This window comes from uncultured Eudoraea sp. (assembly GCF_947260015.1).
GTDB lineage: Bacteria > Bacteroidota > Bacteroidia > Flavobacteriales > Flavobacteriaceae > Eudoraea.
Genome location: NZ_CAMYOM010000003.1, coordinates 92,829 through 110,858, shown reverse-complemented (window position 1 = coordinate 110,858; position 18,030 = coordinate 92,829). Strand labels below are relative to the sequence as shown.

Sequence of the window (18,030 nt, the reverse complement as noted above, 5' to 3'; positions counted from 1 at the left end):
ATACCATACTAAAGATCTACTACCGTTCCAATATTTTCACCTGATACTATTTTCATGAGATTCCCTTTTTTATTCATATCAAAAACGACAATTGGAAGATTGTTTTCCTGACTAAGTGTAAAAGCAGTGGTGTCCATTACTTTTAAACCTTTGGTAAGAACATCATTAAAGCTAATAGTATCAAATTTGGTAGCAGTTTTATCTTTTTCAGGATCACTGGTATAAATACCATCAACTCTGGTTCCTTTTAAAATAACGTCGGCTTCAACTTCAATCGCTCTTAAAACTGCAGCAGAATCCGTAGTGAAATATGGGTTTCCGGTGCCACCTCCAAAAATAACTACCCGTCCTTTTTCCAGATGTCGCATTGCCCTTCTTCTGATAAAAGGTTCCGCAACTTCGTTGATTTTTATAGCAGACTGTAATCTTGTTTGTACACCATTGAGTTCTAAAGCACTCTGTAAAGCCAGACCGTTGATGACTGTAGCCAGCATCCCCATATGATCCGCTTGTACCCTGTCCATGCCGTTACTTGCCCCGGCCAGACCTCTAAAGATATTTCCTCCTCCAATAACAATTGCTACTTCAACGCCCAGTTCTACTACTTCCTTAATCTCTTCTGCATAGGCAGCCAGTCTCATCGCATCTATACCGTATTGCTTATTGCCCATTAGTGCTTCACCACTGAGTTTTAGAAGTATTCGTTTGTATAACATATTGTCTTAAGCTGATTTGCAAACAAAAATAGTCAAAAATATTTATGAGAACTCTTCGTTCATAGGTTTAATGTTCATCTTAATTATTTCCTAATAACCATTATAATCTAGATTAATTTTAATATTCTTGTTTTTTAATTTTACTATCTCTGGAACAAATGAAGAAATTTATTATCCTATACGTTTTCCTTGTATTATTATATGGCTGTGGCACTTCAAAATCTGTATTATCAGCAGATAAAGCAGTTATTGAAGCAACAATAGATTTGGTGAACGTTAATAATGACAGAGTAAGTGTAACTATCAACCCAGGATCATTTAGTAATCAAAAAATTTCCTTTTTTATTCCAAAAATGGTTCCTGGGACTTATAGAGAGGATGACTATGGCAAGTATATACAGGACCTTAAGGCTATTGATTATCAAGGCAATGAGCTTTTGGTTACTGCAGTCGGAACCAATGAATGGAATATCTCCGATGCAACAAAATTAGATAAGATCACTTATTATGTAACAGATACTTATGATACTGAAAGCGAAGTAAACGATCAGGTATTTTCTCCTGCTGGAACTAACATATTAGAGGGCAAAAATTTTGTATTGAATCTTCATGGTTTTATAGGTTATTTTGACGGATTAAAAGAAGTGCCCTATGAATTAGTTATTACTTCTCCATCAGACTTAGTACCCACAACATCATTAATGAAAAAGCAGGATGAAATCAATAGTATGACAGATACTTATCTTGCTTCCAGATATTTTGAGGTAGTAGATAACCCTATTCTTTATTCAAAATCAAACACTGCTTCTTTTGTCATTAATGATATTACGGTTAATTTGAGCGTATATTCTCCTAATAGTATATATTCCGGCGCAGACCTGCAAGAGAGCATGGAACGTATGATGAAGGCTCAAAAGGCGTTTCTTGGTGAGATTGACGGGACTAAGGAATATAATATTTTGTTGTATCTGTCTACACTAGATGAAACAGATGCCTCCGGTTTCGGAGCATTGGAACATCATACTTCTACCCTTGTCGTACTTCCTGAGCAAATGCCCATAGAAGCTCTGGAAAAAGCAATGATAGATGTTGTTTCACATGAATTTTTTCATATTGTTACACCCTTGAACGTGCATTCAAAAGAAATACAATACTTTGATTATAACGATCCTAAAATGTCTGAACACCTATGGATGTATGAAGGGACTACCGAATATTTCGCCAACCTTTTTCAGATTCAACAGGGTCTGATAGATGAAGCTGAATTTTACAAACGAATTGTCGATAAAATTAACAACGCAAACTCATATGATGATGAAATGTCCTTTACCACTATGAGCAGAAATATTTTGGAAGACCCTTACAAAGCAAATTACGCCAATGTATACGAAAAAGGGGCCTTAATAAATATGAGCTTGGATATTAGGCTAAGAGACTTGAGTAATGGAGAAAAAGGAGTATTATGGTTAATGAAGGAACTTTCTAAAAAATATGACAATGACACCCCATTTGAAGACGATGAGCTTATCGGAGAAATTGTGGATCTGACATATCCTGAAATAAAATCATTTTTTGATACCTATGTAGCAGGTAATACGCCATTGAATTATGACGAGATTCTAGCATCCGTGGGTCTGAAAACAGCTGAAATTCAAGAGCGGAGCGGTTATTTTTTAAATGGGGAAATACCATTTATAGATATTGATCAAAATAATAATGATGCGATAATCATTAGAAGCGGTATTGAGTTAAATACTTTCTTTACAGGTCTTGGAGCACAGGGAGGTGATACTATAAAGAGTATTGATGGGATGCCTATTTCATTAGAATCCATCAGGCCAATTATTGGACAAAGTTTTGGGTGGACATCCGATAGGGAAATTACTATGGTCGTCCAACGAGGCGAGGAAGAATTAATACTGCAAGGAAAAGTTGGGACACCAATGCTAAAAATAACCACTATTGTACCCATAGATAATTTGGAAAACACTCCTCAATCCAAACTAAGGAGATCCTGGCTCAAAGGCTAGCGATTAAAATAAATAAGCTAATGTTTTTTGCCTGAATAATTGGCTATTCGAATCCTATATGCGCATAAAAAGTAAAAATAATTTGTCTAAAAGTAAAAAATACTTTACATTTGATTTAAAATTTAATCATGGAAACAAATTATTTACTTTCGTCAAAATTTAAGAGGATAGGTTGGATAATTCTTATTCCTTCATTGATTTTAGGGTTATATACACTTTTTACAGATTGGGAGCCTGCATTTTTTGATGCGAATGTATTGGGAATATTTATTGAAGACCTTTCGGGGAACAATAGATTTATTGGCATGGTCGAAAATAATATCTTAAATGAAATACTGGGTATTTTGGTCATCCTAGGAGGCATTATGGTGGCATTTTCCAAGGAAAAGGACGAGGATGAATTAATTGCCAAAATTCGACTGGAATCTTTGGTATGGGCCATGTATTTGAATTATGGGATCTTACTTTTGGCATTCCTCTTACTTTATGATTTCTCTTTTTATTGGGCTATGGTATTCAACATGTATACGATGTTGTTTTTCTTTATTATAAGATTTAATATCAAAATTTGGCGATTAAGAAAATCTGTGAGTTATGAAGAACAGTATTAAAGTTCAAAGGGCAATTCAAAATATGACCCAGGCCCAGCTGGCTGAGAAGGCAAAAGTAAGCAGGCAGACAATCAATGCTATGGAACTTGGTAAATATGTGCCTTCTACTGTTCTTTCTTTAAGGCTCTCTGTGATATTTAAGATCTCGGTAAATGAACTTTTTGAACTGGAAGAACAGGATTGGGTAAAATAGATCAAACAAAAAACCACTTTTCTTTTTGAAAAGTGGTTTTTTTATTAAACATTAAATGGGTGTTTTATCCTAAAGATACCCTTTCAAAACCTGTGATTTCCAAATCAGGATTGACAGATTTGATGTATTGAGAAACACTCTGTTTATTATCCTTAATAAAATCCTGGTTAACCAGAGTATTGTCTTTAAAGAAACGTTTTAATTTTCCCTTTGCGATATTATCCAACATGGCCTCAGGCTTTCCTTCCTGACGTAATTGATCTTTGGCTATTTCTATTTCCTTGTCAATAACGGATTGATCTACTGCAGATTCATCTAGCGCAACAGGATTCATTGCGGCAGCCTGCATGGCTACATCTTTAGCGGCAGCAGCAGCACCTTCAACCGCACCCGAAAGTCCAATCAATGTTGCAATCTTGTTGCCTGCATGAATATATGATCCCACAAAAGGAGCATTTAGTTTTCTAAAGCCACCAATTTCAATTTTTTCACCAATTACACCAGTCTGTTCAGTTAATTTTTCCTGTACTGATATGCCATTGTAATTAGCATTTAGGAATTCATCTTTACTATTAAAATCAAGCGCAAGTTGAGCCAGCTCATTAGCCAGGGCAACAAAACTATCATTCTTTGCAACAAAATCGGTTTCACAATTCAGGGAAATAATAACTCCACTAGTTTTGTCAGAATTAACCTGAGCTATAGCGGCTCCTTCAGAGGAATCTCTGTCTGCTCTCTTAGCAGCCACTTTCTGTCCTTTTTTGCGAAGGATTTCAATAGCTTTCTCAAAATCTCCTTCGGCTTCAACCAATGCATTTTTGCAGTCCATCATTCCTGCACCTGTGGTCTTTCTTAAATCGTTTACTTCTGCAGCGGTAATTTTTACCATTTTATTTTATTTTTGTAGAACACGAGTGTAAGTGTTCTGTTGTCAATTAATTAATCTATAATTTTTCTACTCCACCTTTAGCTTTATCCTGCCAATCTTTCAATTCATCCCAGTTTCCATCAGCAGCCATTTTTGCTTGTTTTGGCCAAGAATCCGGATCTAAATGTGCCATTCTAGAACTCGCTTCAGTCAGGACTTCTTTGATTTTTTCCGCATTTACTTTCGCTAATTTCGCATATGAATCAATACCTGCCTTGGTAAGTGCTTCAGCGGCTTTTGGGCCAATACCTTCAATCTTTGTAAGATTGTCAGAGTCCACTTTCGCTGTTTTTTTAACCGCTGCTTTTTCCTTTTTCTCGGTTACCGGCGCAATATCTTCTTTTGTTTGCTTAGGTGCATCTTTTTCTACAACAGTTTCAGCTTTTTCTTCTTTAGGAGCTTTAACAACTGCCACTTTTTCTTCCTCTGCTTTTTCTATAACTGCTGTTTCGGCTTTTGCAGTAGTTTCTTCAGTACCACCTTCTTTTTCAGACTGTTTTTCGGATTTACGCTCTTCCAGGCCAGCTGCAATTGCATTTGTAACTTCCGTTAATATAACATCGATAGATTTGGACGCATCATCATTAGAAGGAATTACATAATTAATGGGTCTTGGATCTGAGTTGGTATCCACCATGGCAAATATGGGGATATTCAATTTTTGGGCCTCTTTTACGGCAATATGCTCACGCATAGTATCTACAATAAACAAGGCGCCAGGTAAACGTGTCATCTCAGATATAGAGCCAAGATTCTTTTCTAATTTAGCACGAAGACGATCTACCTGCAAACGTTCTTTTTTAGAAAGGGTCATAAATGTTCCGTCTTTCTTCATCCTATCAATGGAAGCCATTTTTTTTACAGCCTTTCTAATAGTCACAAAGTTGGTCAACATACCACCGGGCCATCTTTCCGTGATGTATGGCATGTTTACGTTGGATACTTTCTCAGCAACAATATCTTTTGCCTGCTTCTTAGTGGCGACAAATAAGATCTTCCTGCCAGAGGCCGCAATTTTAGACAAGGCTTCATTAGCCTCTTCCAACTTAGCAACCGTTTTGTATAAATTGATTACGTGAATTCCATTCCGCTCCATGTAGATATAGGGAGCCATATTCGGATTCCATTTTCGTGTAAGGTGTCCAAAGTGCACACCTGCTTCTAATAATTCTTTAACTTCAGCTTTCTTAGCCATTTTTAATACTTAGTTTACGTTCTTATGAATTAGCAATGTTGAAGTGGTATTCCTTATTAACGGAAAGCCTCCAACATTTAGATGCTAAACTAAATTCAACCTTTACCTGTTTTTATAGATACCTATAAAATATAGGTAATTAACAGGTTTAGATTTTTAATTGTCCCTTTAACGAGAGACTTTCAATGAACTTGGGTTAAAAATCCTGAATTCATTCCAGGACTATATATATATTTATCGTTTCGAGAATTGGAATTTCTTTCTTGCTTTTTTCTGACCAAACTTTTTACGTTCAACCATTCTAGGGTCTCTTGTAAGCAATCCTTCTGGTTTTAAAAATACCCTGTTTTCAGCCTCAATCTCACACAGAGCCCTTGACAAAGCTAAGCGTACTGCTTCTGCCTGTCCAGTAATTCCACCTCCGTAAACATTAACTTTCACGTCATAATTGTCCACGGTATTGGTTAAAGCAAAAGGTTGTTTTACTTTATACTGTAAAGTAGCTGTAGAGAAATAATCTTCTAATGTTCTTTTATTAACAGTAATGTTGCCTTTTCCTTCTGACATATAAACGCGTGCAACAGCCGTTTTTCTTCTGCCTATTTTATGAATTATGTCCATTTAATTAAGGTCATTTAAGTTAATTGCCTTTGGTTTTTGTGCTTCCTGATCATGATCGGTTCCAGCATAAACTCTTAAGTTTCTAAACATTTCAGCCCCCAATTTGTTTTTGGGAAGCATACCTTTTACTGCTTTTTCAATGATACTCGCAGGATTTTTCTCTAAGAGTTCCCTGGCAGTGGTTGATCTTTGACCTCCGGGATATCCCGTATACCTAGTGTAGGTCTTGTCTTCCCATTTATTACCGCTAAGTTGAATTTTCTCCGCGTTCACAATAACAACATTGTCCCCGCAATCAACGTGTGGCGTAAAATATGGTTTGTATTTGCCTCTTAAAATTTTCGCCACTTTAGAAGCAAGACGTCCTAATGTTTGGCCCTCAGCATCAACTAATAACCACTGTTTTTCAACAGTATTCTTATTAGCAGATTTGGTCTTGTAGCTCAATGTATCCACTACTTTTTTTTTATTAATTAAACACTTCAATCCCTTTTAACGGGCTGCAAATGTACAACTATAAAGTTTAAATGCAAACCGTTATTTCTCTATTTTTTGAAAATAATTATGTCTGTTTAAATGTGATATTTTATACAATATTGTGAGAATAATGTGCAAAGTATCATATAAAGGCGGTTAAACTAACCTTAAATCGCTCTCTAATCTAACTATCAAAATATACTATAGGACCTTTTTTTACGTTTTTCATCAAATAAAACATTTATAAACCAAAAAAAATGAAACGTAACTTATTAACACTTTTTATAGCAACAACTCTTTTATTTTCCTGCTCATCAGACAAAGATGATTTAAATCAGGAAAATGGTATTATTGGGTCATGGGAACTTACCGCATTGGAAATTGATGACAGTACGGCAAGTGATGATGAAAAATTTGCCCAGGATATTTTAAGCTTTTTATCTGAAATAAATTGTTCTCTTATGACAATTACTTTTAATGCAGACCTAAGCGTAATTACGGAAAATTCAGGAAACTACCTGGACATAAACGTAAATCCTGGAGGGACAGGGCTCGATGTTCCATGTCCAACGGAGAAAGACACTAGTGTAGATAGTTATATGTATGAAGGAGGAGTACTGACCTATATAGATGAGAATCAGGTTGAGACTACTGTGAATGTAGAGATTTCAGGAAATACTATGAGAGTAAATGCCACAGAATTGAATTTTGCTGATTTTAATGATGGTGGTGTTTTGATCTTTACAAAAAGGTAATAAGAAATTCAACTGATACTAAAAACCCTTCGTTTTTTTACGAAGGGTTTTTATTTTTTATAAAACTTGGTTTGTAAACTCTGTTCTTTAGATGAAATAGAAATTATATATATGCCAGGGTTAAGGGTGGCAATCGGAATATTAAGGGCACTGTTGCGAATTTCCCATCTATATTGTTGAATGATGTTACCGGATATATCAGATATAAGGATATCTGCTTTTAAACTATTCTTAAGACCGAGCAGATTAACGACATTGGTTGCCGGGTTGGGAAACACCTTTATCCCGGATTGATAATTTCTATCGACCAAATTAGCATCCTGCTGAGCATTTAAACATAAAGTGCTCAAAACCAAAAAGAAGAGACACGCAGGAACTTTTGTCATGACTTAGTTTTATTTTGAAGTGGTTAATATCCTCTTTTTTCGAGGCAAATAATCATATAATAGAGTAATACTCTTGCCCTAAATATAAAACGGATAATTCCTGTTTTTCGTATTAGTGGGCTTCAAGCCAATTTTCCCCAATACCCACTTCTACATCTAAGGGTACAAGTAGTTCATAAGCGTTTTCCATTTCGGTTCTGATCATAACCTGGACATCTTCCAGTTCCGGTTTAAATACGTCAAATACCAGTTCGTCATGAACCTGGAGAAGCATCTTAGTTTTAAAATTACCTTCCTTAAGCTTTGTATGGATATTGATCATTGCTATTTTTATAATGTCAGCTGCGCTACCCTGTATGGGTGCATTCACGGCGTTCCTTTCAGCAGCACCGCGGACAACAGCATTACTTCCATTAATATCTTTTAAATAGCGTCTCCTGCCCAGCACCGTTTGCACATATCCATGTTCCCTTGCAAAGTCTATTTGATCGCTAATATAATTTCGCAGTTTTGGGTACGTCTTGTAGTAAGTATCAATTAATTCCTTAGCCTCCGTCCGTGATAAATCTGTTTGATTGCTCAATCCAAAGGCCGATACTCCATATATTATACCAAAATTCACAGTTTTGGCATTACTTCTCTGATCTCTGGTAACTTCATCCAGCGGGACGTTGAAAACCTTTGAAGCGGTTGAAGCGTGTATATCTTCCCCATTTTTAAAGGCCTCAATCATTGTTGTTTCTTCACTAAGGGATGCAATTATTCTAAGCTCTATTTGGGAATAATCAGCGGCTAAAAGGATATAATTATCATCTCTTGGAATAAAAGCTTTTCGCACCTGCCTGCCACGTTCTGTGCGTATTGGTATGTTTTGAAGGTTGGGATTATTGCTGCTTAACCTTCCCGTTGCAGCTACAGTTTGCATATAATCTGTGTGTACCCTGCCCGTAATCTCTTCAACCTGTTCCGGTAATGCATCAATATAGGTGCTCTTTAACTTGGCAAGGCCTCTGTAATTCAGAACATCTTTAATTATTTGGTTTTCTTTGGCATGATAAGAAAGCACATCTTCCGCAGTGGAATACTGACCTGTTTTTGTTTTTTTTGGCTTGTCTGCAAGTTTTAGTTTATTAAACAAAATATCACCTAACTGCTTTGGGGATGCAATATTAAATTCTTCACCGGCTTCCTTGTAGATCTTGACTTCCAGATTTTTTATATCATTTTCCAAATCTTTTGATAACGAATGAAGAAATTCCTTATCAAGGTTAATCCCCTCTAATTCCATAGCTGCCAGAACATTCACCAAAGGAATCTCAATATTTCTGAAAAGCTCTTCTGTATTTGCTTCCTTAAGCTCCTTGGCAAACTGTTTTGCCAATTGAAATGTTATATCAGCATCCTCTACAGCGTATTCAGTTTGTCTTTCTAGACTAACCTCGCGCATGCTCAATTGGTTTTTACCTTTTTTCCCTATCAGCTCGGTTATAGATACTGGGGTATAGTTAAGGTAAGTTTCTGACAGCACATCCATATTATGACGCATATCCGGATTTATAAGGTAATGCGCTAACATGGTATCAAATAAACTGCCTTTGACGGAAACATTGTATTTGTGAAGTACCTTTATATCATATTTTAAATTCTGTCCAATTTTCTCTATTTGTTCCGCCTCGAAAAAAGCTCGGAGTTGTTCAATTAATGCCTGGGCATTTTCTCGCTCTTCCGGAAAAGGAACATAAAAACCTTTACCGGCCTCCCAGGAGAAGGCAATTCCAACTAGCTCAGCTACAAGAGGGTTTAAAGAAGTTGTTTCCGTATCAAAACAAACTACAGATTGTTTCATTAAATTTTGAAGGAATAATTTCATACCCATCCCTGGTGAGACACTCTGATAAACATGTGGTACATCCTTAATGGTTTTTCTGCTCGAAAATTCTTTCAAAGTAGCAGCAGGAGAATCCCCATCACTTCCAAATAGCGAAAACTGACCACTTCCAGCAGCCTGGGGCTCTTTTTTTTGTTTTGGTTCTTCATTGTTGATTTTTTCATCTGCAACATCAGCTTCCTCTGAAAAAATCCTTAGGAATTGTTCTTTAAGCCTTCTAAATTCTAATTCCTCAAATATTTTCTGTACTTCTTCACTATTGGGTTCAGAGAGTTCGTAATCCTTGGCGTCAAAAGTAACGTCACAAGTCACGCAAATAGTTGCTAACTTTCTTGAGAGTCGGCCCAACTCGGCATTTTCCTCCACCTTCTCTTTCATTTTCCCCTTCAGTTTATCCGTATTCGCAAGCAGCCCTTCAAGGGTTCCAAATTCGGCAATAAATTTTTTGGCAGTTTTATCGCCAACTCCGGGAAGTCCGGGAATATTATCACTGGCATCCCCCATCATTCCCAAATAATCAATTACCTGTTCAGGACGCTCTACTCCAAATCGATTTTGTATTTCGGGGATTCCCCAAATTTCAATTCCATTGCCCATACGAGAAGGGCGGTACATAAAAATATTTTCTGACACCAATTGCCCGAAATCCTTGTCGGGTGTAACCATATATATTTTGTATCCTTCTTTCTCTGCCTGCTTGGCTAATGTGCCAATAATGTCATCTGCTTCCAAACCAGACACCTCCACGCAGGGAATATGCATGGCTTTCAAAATTTCCTGAATTATGGGCACAGCCACCCTTATGGCGTCGGGAGTTTCATCGCGGTTTGCCTTATAATCTGCAAATAACTCTGTCCGTTCCACACTGCCGTCCTTATCGAAACAGACAGCAAGGTGGTCTGGCTTTTCTCGCTTAATGACATCAAACAAAGAATTTACGAACCCCATAATAGCCGAGGTGTCCATTCCTTTAGAATTTATCCTGGGGTTTTTAATCAGGGCATAATACCCCCTAAATATCAATGCATAAGCATCCAATAAAAAAAGTCGCTTCTGGTCTGCCATTTTTTGTGTTCTTGAAGAATTTCAAAACTACAAAGTTTAAGTGCTTTAGTAAAGTATTTAAGCGTTTATATAGCTACTTGCTTTATTATTAACATGTCCTTTTTCAGAATATACCCTATATGTAAAGCCTGGCTGTATGCAATACCCACCGGTTTCTCCTTTCTTATTGATGGCAATAAAGCCAATTTGGAAATCCAGTTTCTCCTTGTTTTTAGATATGATGCGTTTGACCCCTTCTTCACAGGCCTGCTGAGGTGTTTTACCCTGCCTCATCAATTCAACAATAAGAAAACTCCCTACAGTACGAACAACTTCTTCACCAACCCCTGTTGCAGTTGCTCCACCAACTTCATTATCAATAAACAGACCAGCTCCTATAATTGGAGAATCGCCTACCCGCCCCGCTATTTTATATGCCATTCCGCTTGTGGTACAAGCACCTGCGATATCCCCTTTATTGTCAATTGCGAGCATCCCAATGGTATCGTGATTTTCTATGTTTATAATAGGTTTGTATTTCGAAGTTTTTTTCCATTCTATCCATTCTTCCTTCGATTTCTCAGTAAGTAAGTTTTCTTTTTTAAATCCCTTTTGATAAGCAAACAATTCTGCCCCTTGCCCTGCAAGCATTACATGAGGCGTATCCTCCATTACCTTTCTTGCTACTGAAATGGGATGGACTATATTTTGAAGGTATACAACAGCACCACAATTACTGTCTTTGTCCATTATGCAGGCATCCAGAGTAACATTGCCTTCACGGTCCGGTCTGCCACCCTTACCTACAGATTGATTTTTAATATCTGCTTCTTCAATCATTACACCTTGTTCAACTGCATCTAAAGCTGTGCCGGCATCACTTAGTACCTGCCAGGCTTTATTTGTTGCATTGGGCACATCCCAGGTTGCAATTACAATTGGTTTTAGCATTTCATTAACCGATGGATGCTTCTTATCAGTTTCACAGGCTGATAATATTGAAGCCGAAAAGATACCGGCTGTACTTAAGGAAGAATTTTTTAAAAATTTTCTACGTTTCATCTGGCTGGGTTGCTTATTTTTATATGCCTAAATATATGAAATGATCGTAGAAGTATGCGCTAATTCCTATCAATCTGCTGTCAATGCAGAGGAAGCAGGAGCCGACAGAATTGAGCTCTGCACCGAATTAGCAGTGGGAGGTATAACACCGTCCTTCGGTCTGATAAAGAAGGTGTCAGAAAAACTTTGTATTCCCATTCATGTTTTAATTAGACCACGAAGTGGTGATTTCACTTACTCCAGGGACGAATATCAGATCATGAAAACAAATATTGCACTCTGCGCAGATCTCGGTATTTCTGGAATTGTTTCAGGAATTTTGCATTCCGATGGGACTCTGGACAAAACACGAACCGGGGAATTAATTTCTGCAGCCGGAGATTTACAATTTACTTTTCATCGGGCATTTGACTGGGTAATTGATCCAGTAAAAACACTGCTGGAACTTGAAGATTTAGGGGTTGACTGTATTTTAACATCCGGAGGAGGACAATCAGCTGAAGAGGCCATAAATAAGTTGGTCTTGTGGAAAGAGAAAGCAAAAAAATGTGTTATCATGCCTGGCGGAGGAATACGAGAACACAACGCATTGTTTTTTAAGAATAAAGGATTTGAAGCCATTCATCTTTCGGGATTAAAGTTCAGTAAAACACTTGAAAAAAAGCCTGAACTTTCAATGAATAATGCCTCCTATCTCAGAGATGATGAAATAGCCCTTACGGATCCCGAGATTGTTCGTGCACTAATTCAAAGCGTGAAATAAAGGTAAAGATGTGAAGCGAACCTCTTTTAAAGAAATATATTTGTAAAAAAAGCATATGCTACGCTGGATTGTTTTTGTACTAATTTATTTTATTTTAGGCTTCTACACTTTACAAGCCTTGAAGACCGCAACCAGGTTTCCTTGGGTTTACTTTGTTTTTATTGCCATATCGTTATTAGTACTTGGGAACTTTATTTTTCAATTTACCTGGGGTGAAACAGCTGGCCGGGTTTTAAGCAGGCCTAAAAGTTATGCTTTCGGGTTTTTAGTGGCCATCCTTACTTTCAAAATCATTACAATTATATTTCTTTTTTCTGAAGATATTTTCAGGTTCATTGCGGCGGGGTATCAGAAATTTTTTGGCGCGACCAGGGTGTTCAGCCTGCCGGAGAGAAGGAGGTTTTTAAGCTTAATTGCCATGGGGATCGCAGCAATTCCTTTTGGGGCATTACTATACGGAATGTATAGAGGAAAATACAATTTTAAGGTATTAAAGTACAAAATGGAATATGAAGATCTACCTCCAGCTTTTGATGGATATCAGATTACTCAAATTTCAGATATTCACAGTGGAAGTTTTGACAATAGAGGAAAAATCGAATATGCTGTTGATTTGATTAATAAGCAAAAGAGTGATGTTATATTATTTACCGGAGACATGGTAAATAATAAAGCGGAGGAAATGAAACCATGGGCTGCATTGTTTTCAAGCCTTAGTGCCGCAGATGGGAAATATTCAATCCTGGGAAACCATGATTATGGCGATTACGTAAGTTGGGAAACCGAAGAGGAAAAGCTGAAAAATTTGGATGACCTTAAGCTTTTGCAAAAGGAAATGGGTTTTGATCTTTTGCTGAATGAGAGCAGATATCTGATAAAAGAGGAAGATAAATTGGCTTTAATTGGGGTAGAAAATTGGGGAAGAGGAGGTTTTAGAAAGTCGGGTGACTTAAAAAAGGCAGCCTCTGAAATTGGCGAGGATGATTTTAAAATCCTATTAAGTCATGATCCATCACATTGGGAGGATGTAGTTTTAAAAGATAAGTATCACTATCATCTAACGCTTAGTGGTCATACTCATGGGATGCAGTTCGGGATTGAAATTCCCGGATGGGTTAAATGGAGTCCGGTCAAATGGCGTTATAAATATTGGGCCGGTATTTATGAAGAACTGGGAGAATTTATAAATGTAAACCGTGGATTTGGATTTTTAGGCTATCCGGGAAGGGTAGGTATCTGGCCGGAAATCACTGTTATTACATTAAAAAAGAAAGAATTAACTTGAATTTAACTTTCAAGTAATGGGCAAAATTATCGACATACCGGATTTTTTAACATTTTTTCATACATTTGATCTATAACCCAATGTATTTTATATGTCCAAATTTGGTGAACTTATAGATCTAAATACCCCTGTATTACTTGATTTCTATGCGGAATGGAACGAGCAATCTACTTCCATGCACCCTGTTCTTAGGGATGTTGCAGCTGCATTAGGAGATAAAGGAAAGGTTATAAAAATAGATGTAGATAAGAATAAGGAACTATCACAGGCACTTAGAATTAAAGGTTTGCCAACCCTTATGATCTATAAAAAAGGGGAAATGGTTTGGAGACAAAGTGGAGAGCAAGATGCAAATACTCTTATTGGAATACTTAACGAATACCTCTAAACAGTAACTGTGCATTTATATCAATTTTCTTCTAAGTGAAGAATTAATTGCCCAATGTTAACCCTATCAAGTACTTTCCGGGAACCATGCTCAGTCTTCTGAAAATGAATCTTGTTCAACTTCCAAAGTATCTCTCATATCCGGATTCGATTGCTCCAATAAAGGTGGCTCTTCTAAAACTTCATCTTTATAAAAATGACTGAACCTGTCTATATGTTCATTAAAAATTAAGGTTTCTTTTTCTGCCATCTCCCGGTCATTATTTTCGATAAGAATATCAATGTTTCTTCTGTAAGCTTCCATATCGCCAATAATATCTTCAATATTATCATATTGTTCATCTAAGGGAATGCTTGAATAATAGTCTAATCGATCCTGATAAATATTTCTTAATTTATAGAATAAATCCCGGGCTTTCTGTGTTTCTCCTACTTTATAATATCCGTCCACATAAGGTTCGACAAAAGCGTAAAAACCATAGTATTCCACAGGCATATTTGTCATAGCAATGTTAATGACATCCTTTGCTTTGTCTATTTCGTTTTCATTTATCAGAGCTTCTGTCAATCGTGCAAGATTGCCACGGAAAGATAAACCTTGTGTTCTGGTTTGTGTATCATGATAGATATCTGAACTGCCAGAATTGCCCCAATCCCATCCTTTTACGATATTGTACATCAGTTCTGTATCTATTCGCCCCATCTCATAAGGACTTTGATTTTTCGTTTGGATAGGCACTAATTTATAGGCCAATCCCTCAAGCTGTAAATACTCTTTCATCCAGATGTATTCTGCTTTGTCAAAACTACCACCTGAAAAGTATATTGGACGTTTCCAATCATTATTAGCAATGATGTCCAACATCATAATTCTGTTTTTAGGCAAGGCGCTTTTCGGTAGGTCAATATCAATATAATCAACAATTAATGCCGAATCTTTTTCTTTAACCAGGCCGCTTTCAAGTACATTTTTCTTGTTAACCGGGACTCTGATTTTGTTGGTTGGATAATATACAAGGTCTAATGTGCTCTCAGAATATTCACTTATATCAGCACCCTGTTTTTCAAGTATATACTTGAATTTTGTCTGAGGTTTATTGCTCCCCACCCAATTCATAAAATCTTTGATATTCCATCTTTTTTCATCCAAACCAGGAAGGCCCTGATAATAAATTACATCCCTGTTGCCATATCTATACAGATCATGCGTTAGTTGAGAGGGGATAGGTTCACTTTTATAGGCCTTTCGTTTCATTTGGTCCACATACCAATCAGTTGCAAATAGGCTTGTACAAATTATACGTATATCCGTACGGTACCCCTCAATTTCCTGAGCATACCAAAGTGGAAAAGTATCATTATCTCCAATTGTGAATAACATGGAGCCTGCATCTTCCTGACAGGAATCAAGATATGCCTTTGCGCTGGTTCGCGCCGAAAAGCGGTTAGATCGGTCGTGATCATCCCAATTCTGAAAGGCCATAACCCCCGGAACAGTCAAAAGACATATCACAATAACTAACGGTCCAAGTACCTTTGGGGTTATCAATTTTTTAAATTCTTCGTAAAGGCCATAAACACCTAAACCTATCCACAAAGCGAAAATATAAAAGGAACCTACAAGCGAATAATCCCGTTCGCGTGGCTGAAAAATATAAGGATTTGTGTAGAATTGAATTGCAATTCCCGTAAAAATAAAAAACACAAAAAGAGCCCAGAATTGCTTAGGATTTTTGGTGAGTTGAAAAACCAGACCTATAATCCCCAGGATTAAGGGCAAAAAGAAATACGTATTCCTTCCTTTATTTTCCAGGACATCCTTGGGGAGATTTTCCTGGCTCCCCAAGCGCAGGCTGTCTATAAATCCAATCCCGCTTAGCCATTCACCATTACCATTGTATCGACCCTGTACATCATTCTGCTTTCCAACAAAGTTCCACATAAAATAGCGCCAGTACATATACCCAAATTGGAATTGAAACATATATTTCACATTCTGCCAAACGCTTGGTGGTTCTACTTCCAAATACTCACCAAACTGCCTTAAAAAACCAATGTACTGTTCCTCATCTATTTCGCCATTGGCAAGACCAGATTTAACCTGGACAACTGCTTTGCGTAACTCCTCATTAGAGGTCTTCATCTTAAAATTCAAAGGGCCGAAATATTTCATGTAGTTTTCAGCATTCTGATCGCTCCACATTCGCGGTAATATACCCCTGTGCTTTTCGTTAGGGCCCTGCATGGCATTCTTGTATTTATTTACAATAATATATTTGCCCAGCTCTTTATCTTTTTCATATTTGGGTTTATCATCCTTCTCAGGACCTGCCGCGGCAAATGTATCGGAATAATAAGTGCCATAAATTGGGCTGTCTACCTGAGGATATTGTTCTCTATTGTAATACGCGAGCAATGAGCGGGCATCTGACGGATTATTTTCGTTGACAACCACATTGGCATTCGCCCTGATTGGCAGCATTAGCCAGGAAGAAAAACCAAGGAATAAATACATAGCACAAAGCACAAAGGTATTAGCGATCCTGAAATTATTTTTTCTTGTATATCGCAATCCAAAGTAAAAGGCACCAATAAAAATCAAAAGCATAATCACGGTACCCGAATTAAAGGGCAGACCAATACTATTGATAAAGAAGACTTCACTCCAGCCAAATAATTTTAGTACGTAGGTCAATGAAAATTTATAAACCAATAATAAAATGCCAATAACAATGATATTAGCTAAAAGAAAATTCTTAATGGTAGTGGTCTTATATTTTTTGAAATAATATAACAAACCAATAGTTGGAATTGCCAAAAAGCCCATAAATTGAATTCCGAAGGTAAGTCCTACAATAAAGGAAATGAGTATCAGCCAGCGATTACCTCTGGGGTCCTCGAGGTCATCAGTCCATTTTAACCCCATCCACAACAGCAGCGCCATAATAAAACTAGCCATTGCGTATACTTCAGTTTCTACGGCATTAAACCAAAAGCTATCTGAAAAAGTAAACGCCAAAGCACCAACAAAGCCACTGCCCAAAACCGCTATGGCATTGCTGTTGGTAAACTTTTCTTTTTTGGGTATTAACTTACGTGTAAGATTGGTAATTGTCCAGAACATGAACAAAATGGTAAATGCACTGGAAACCCCGGAGACATAATTTACCATTCGTGCAATCTGGTCTGGTTCCATAGCAAACATGGCAAAAAAGGCTCCAATCATTTGAAGCAATGGTGCTCCTGGTGGGTGAGCCACCTGCAATTTAGCGGAGGTTGTAATGTATTCTCCTGCATCCCAAAAACTGCTCGTAGGCTCAACCGTAATAGTGTAAGTGATAAGGGCTATAAAAAAAACGACCCATCCAAGGATGGTGTCCCATTTCTCGAAGTTCTTTGAAAACATGTATGATGAAGTTTACCAGTCTCGGCGAATTTACTAATTAAAATAGATATCAGCTTATAATTTTGTCAAACCTTTAACAGGAGGCTGCGGTTCTTTTTTTGATCGATTGTATCCAAAATACTTGTGCAAATAAAAGTTTGTCTTAAATTTGCAGGCTCTTATGCGTTAATGGCCTATGGTGTAATTGGCAACACAGCTGGTTTTGGTCCAGTCGTTCTAGGTTCGAGTCCTAGTAGGCCAACAAAAATAAAAAGCAATCCCAGCCCTTAGTCAGAGTTGGGAT

General features: G+C 37.2%; 16 protein-coding genes and 1 tRNA gene. 8 read left to right on the top strand and 9 right to left on the bottom strand.

From position 1 onward, the window contains the following. Positions 1-8: 8 nt before the first annotated feature. Positions 9-716, bottom strand: coding sequence for a UMP kinase (pyrH, locus tag Q0X66_RS02590; protein ID WP_297702924.1), 708 nt, complete (start codon positions 714-716; stop codon positions 9-11). Between the two features lie 158 nt (positions 717-874). On the opposite strand from pyrH, the gene Q0X66_RS02585 reads away from it, so the two are divergent. The 3 genes from Q0X66_RS02585 to Q0X66_RS02575 all read left to right on the top strand — a co-directional run bounded on the left by Q0X66_RS02585 (position 875) and on the right by Q0X66_RS02575 (position 3,550). Next, entirely contained in the window at positions 875-2,746 is a 1,872-nt protein-coding gene (locus Q0X66_RS02585) for a peptidase M61 (protein ID WP_297702923.1), read from the top strand. 128 nt (positions 2,747-2,874) lie between these two features. Next, complete coding sequence (locus tag Q0X66_RS02580) at positions 2,875-3,357, top strand: hypothetical protein (protein ID WP_297702922.1); 483 nt, start codon at positions 2,875-2,877, stop codon at positions 3,355-3,357. Further along, on the top strand, positions 3,341-3,550 hold the full coding sequence (locus tag Q0X66_RS02575; protein WP_297702921.1) for a helix-turn-helix transcriptional regulator: 210 nt from the start codon (positions 3,341-3,343) through the stop codon (positions 3,548-3,550). Before Q0X66_RS02580 ends, Q0X66_RS02575 begins: the two co-directional genes overlap by 17 nt. A gap of 64 nt (positions 3,551-3,614) precedes the next feature. Here Q0X66_RS02575 and tsf read toward each other — a convergent pair whose 3' ends face one another. The 4 genes from tsf to rplM form a co-directional block, all read right to left on the bottom strand. Further along, positions 3,615-4,439, bottom strand: coding sequence for a translation elongation factor Ts (tsf, locus tag Q0X66_RS02570; RefSeq protein ID WP_297702920.1), 825 nt, complete (start codon positions 4,437-4,439; stop codon positions 3,615-3,617). Between the two features lie 55 nt (positions 4,440-4,494). Next, positions 4,495-5,673, bottom strand: coding sequence for a 30S ribosomal protein S2 (gene rpsB / locus Q0X66_RS02565; protein ID WP_297702919.1), 1,179 nt, complete (start codon positions 5,671-5,673; stop codon positions 4,495-4,497). A gap of 234 nt (positions 5,674-5,907) precedes the next feature. Further along, positions 5,908-6,294, bottom strand: a complete 387-nt coding sequence (rpsI, locus tag Q0X66_RS02560; RefSeq protein WP_297702918.1) for a 30S ribosomal protein S9 — start codon at positions 6,292-6,294, stop codon at positions 5,908-5,910. Beyond that, positions 6,295-6,750, bottom strand: coding sequence for a 50S ribosomal protein L13 (gene rplM, locus Q0X66_RS02555; protein ID WP_297702917.1), 456 nt, complete (start codon positions 6,748-6,750; stop codon positions 6,295-6,297). It lies immediately after the preceding gene. Between the two features lie 278 nt (positions 6,751-7,028). Between rplM and Q0X66_RS02550 the strand changes: the two genes are divergently transcribed. Further along, the gene (locus tag Q0X66_RS02550) at positions 7,029-7,526 is read left to right on the top strand and encodes a hypothetical protein (RefSeq protein WP_297702916.1); all 498 of its coding nucleotides are present in this window, start codon (positions 7,029-7,031) and stop codon (positions 7,524-7,526) included. A gap of 50 nt (positions 7,527-7,576) precedes the next feature. On the opposite strand, the gene Q0X66_RS02545 is transcribed toward Q0X66_RS02550, so the two are convergent. The 3 genes from Q0X66_RS02545 to Q0X66_RS02535 form a co-directional block, all read right to left on the bottom strand. Further along, complete coding sequence (locus tag Q0X66_RS02545; protein ID WP_297702915.1) at positions 7,577-7,912, bottom strand: T9SS type A sorting domain-containing protein; 336 nt, start codon at positions 7,910-7,912, stop codon at positions 7,577-7,579. A 112-nt stretch (positions 7,913-8,024) separates the two neighbouring features. Further along, complete coding sequence (polA, locus tag Q0X66_RS02540) at positions 8,025-10,865, bottom strand: DNA polymerase I (protein WP_297702914.1); 2,841 nt, start codon at positions 10,863-10,865, stop codon at positions 8,025-8,027. Positions 10,866-10,922: 57 nt separating this feature from the next. After that, the gene (locus tag Q0X66_RS02535; RefSeq protein WP_297702913.1) at positions 10,923-11,906 is read right to left on the bottom strand and encodes an isoaspartyl peptidase/L-asparaginase family protein; all 984 of its coding nucleotides are present in this window, start codon (positions 11,904-11,906) and stop codon (positions 10,923-10,925) included. A 40-nt stretch (positions 11,907-11,946) separates the two neighbouring features. On the opposite strand from Q0X66_RS02535, the gene Q0X66_RS02530 reads away from it, so the two are divergent. The 3 genes from Q0X66_RS02530 (at position 11,947) to Q0X66_RS02520 (ending at position 14,342) form a co-directional block, all read left to right on the top strand. Further along, positions 11,947-12,669 carry a copper homeostasis protein CutC gene (locus Q0X66_RS02530; RefSeq protein WP_297702912.1) on the top strand — a complete coding sequence of 241 codons (723 nt, stop codon included), beginning with the start codon at positions 11,947-11,949 and terminating at the stop codon, positions 12,667-12,669. 55 nt (positions 12,670-12,724) lie between these two features. Beyond that, positions 12,725-13,954, top strand: a complete 1,230-nt coding sequence (locus Q0X66_RS02525) for a metallophosphoesterase (RefSeq protein ID WP_297702911.1) — start codon at positions 12,725-12,727, stop codon at positions 13,952-13,954. Between the two features lie 91 nt (positions 13,955-14,045). After that, a complete protein-coding gene (locus Q0X66_RS02520) occupies positions 14,046-14,342 on the top strand; it encodes a thioredoxin family protein (RefSeq protein ID WP_297702910.1) in 297 nt (98 codons plus the stop codon). Between the two features lie 90 nt (positions 14,343-14,432). On the opposite strand, the gene Q0X66_RS02515 is transcribed toward Q0X66_RS02520, so the two are convergent. After that, positions 14,433-17,747 (bottom strand): DUF2723 domain-containing protein, encoded by a 3,315-nt coding sequence (locus tag Q0X66_RS02515; RefSeq protein ID WP_297702909.1) that lies wholly within the window; start codon positions 17,745-17,747, stop codon positions 14,433-14,435. 169 nt (positions 17,748-17,916) lie between these two features. On the opposite strand from Q0X66_RS02515, the gene Q0X66_RS02510 reads away from it, so the two are divergent. Then, positions 17,917-17,988: transfer RNA gene (locus Q0X66_RS02510), tRNA-Gln, on the top strand. Positions 17,989-18,030: the final 42 nt, after the last annotated feature.

What these genes read in the sequence shown, in the direction of transcription:
- Q0X66_RS02535 (WP_297702913.1), bottom strand. Translation starts at nt 11,906, where the DNA reads ATGAAACGTAGAAAATTTTTAAAAAATTCTTCCTTAAGTACAGCCGGT.
- Q0X66_RS02530 (WP_297702912.1), top strand. Translation starts at nt 11,947, where the DNA reads ATGATCGTAGAAGTATGCGCTAATTCCTATCAATCTGCTGTCAATGCA.
- Q0X66_RS02545 (WP_297702915.1), bottom strand. Translation starts at nt 7,912, where the DNA reads ATGACAAAAGTTCCTGCGTGTCTCTTCTTTTTGGTTTTGAGCACTTTA.
- Q0X66_RS02580 (WP_297702922.1), top strand. Translation starts at nt 2,875, where the DNA reads ATGGAAACAAATTATTTACTTTCGTCAAAATTTAAGAGGATAGGTTGG.
- Q0X66_RS02515 (WP_297702909.1), bottom strand. Translation starts at nt 17,747, where the DNA reads ATGTTTTCAAAGAACTTCGAGAAATGGGACACCATCCTTGGATGGGTC.
- Q0X66_RS02525 (WP_297702911.1), top strand. Translation starts at nt 12,725, where the DNA reads ATGCTACGCTGGATTGTTTTTGTACTAATTTATTTTATTTTAGGCTTC.
- rpsI (WP_297702918.1), bottom strand. Translation starts at nt 6,294, where the DNA reads ATGGACATAATTCATAAAATAGGCAGAAGAAAAACGGCTGTTGCACGC.
- tsf (WP_297702920.1), bottom strand. Translation starts at nt 4,439, where the DNA reads ATGGTAAAAATTACCGCTGCAGAAGTAAACGATTTAAGAAAGACCACA.
- Q0X66_RS02585 (WP_297702923.1), top strand. Translation starts at nt 875, where the DNA reads ATGAAGAAATTTATTATCCTATACGTTTTCCTTGTATTATTATATGGC.
- Q0X66_RS02550 (WP_297702916.1), top strand. Translation starts at nt 7,029, where the DNA reads ATGAAACGTAACTTATTAACACTTTTTATAGCAACAACTCTTTTATTT.
- polA (WP_297702914.1), bottom strand. Translation starts at nt 10,865, where the DNA reads ATGGCAGACCAGAAGCGACTTTTTTTATTGGATGCTTATGCATTGATA.
- pyrH (WP_297702924.1), bottom strand. Translation starts at nt 716, where the DNA reads ATGTTATACAAACGAATACTTCTAAAACTCAGTGGTGAAGCACTAATG.
- Q0X66_RS02520 (WP_297702910.1), top strand. Translation starts at nt 14,046, where the DNA reads ATGTCCAAATTTGGTGAACTTATAGATCTAAATACCCCTGTATTACTT.
- rpsB (WP_297702919.1), bottom strand. Translation starts at nt 5,673, where the DNA reads ATGGCTAAGAAAGCTGAAGTTAAAGAATTATTAGAAGCAGGTGTGCAC.
- Q0X66_RS02575 (WP_297702921.1), top strand. Translation starts at nt 3,341, where the DNA reads ATGAAGAACAGTATTAAAGTTCAAAGGGCAATTCAAAATATGACCCAG.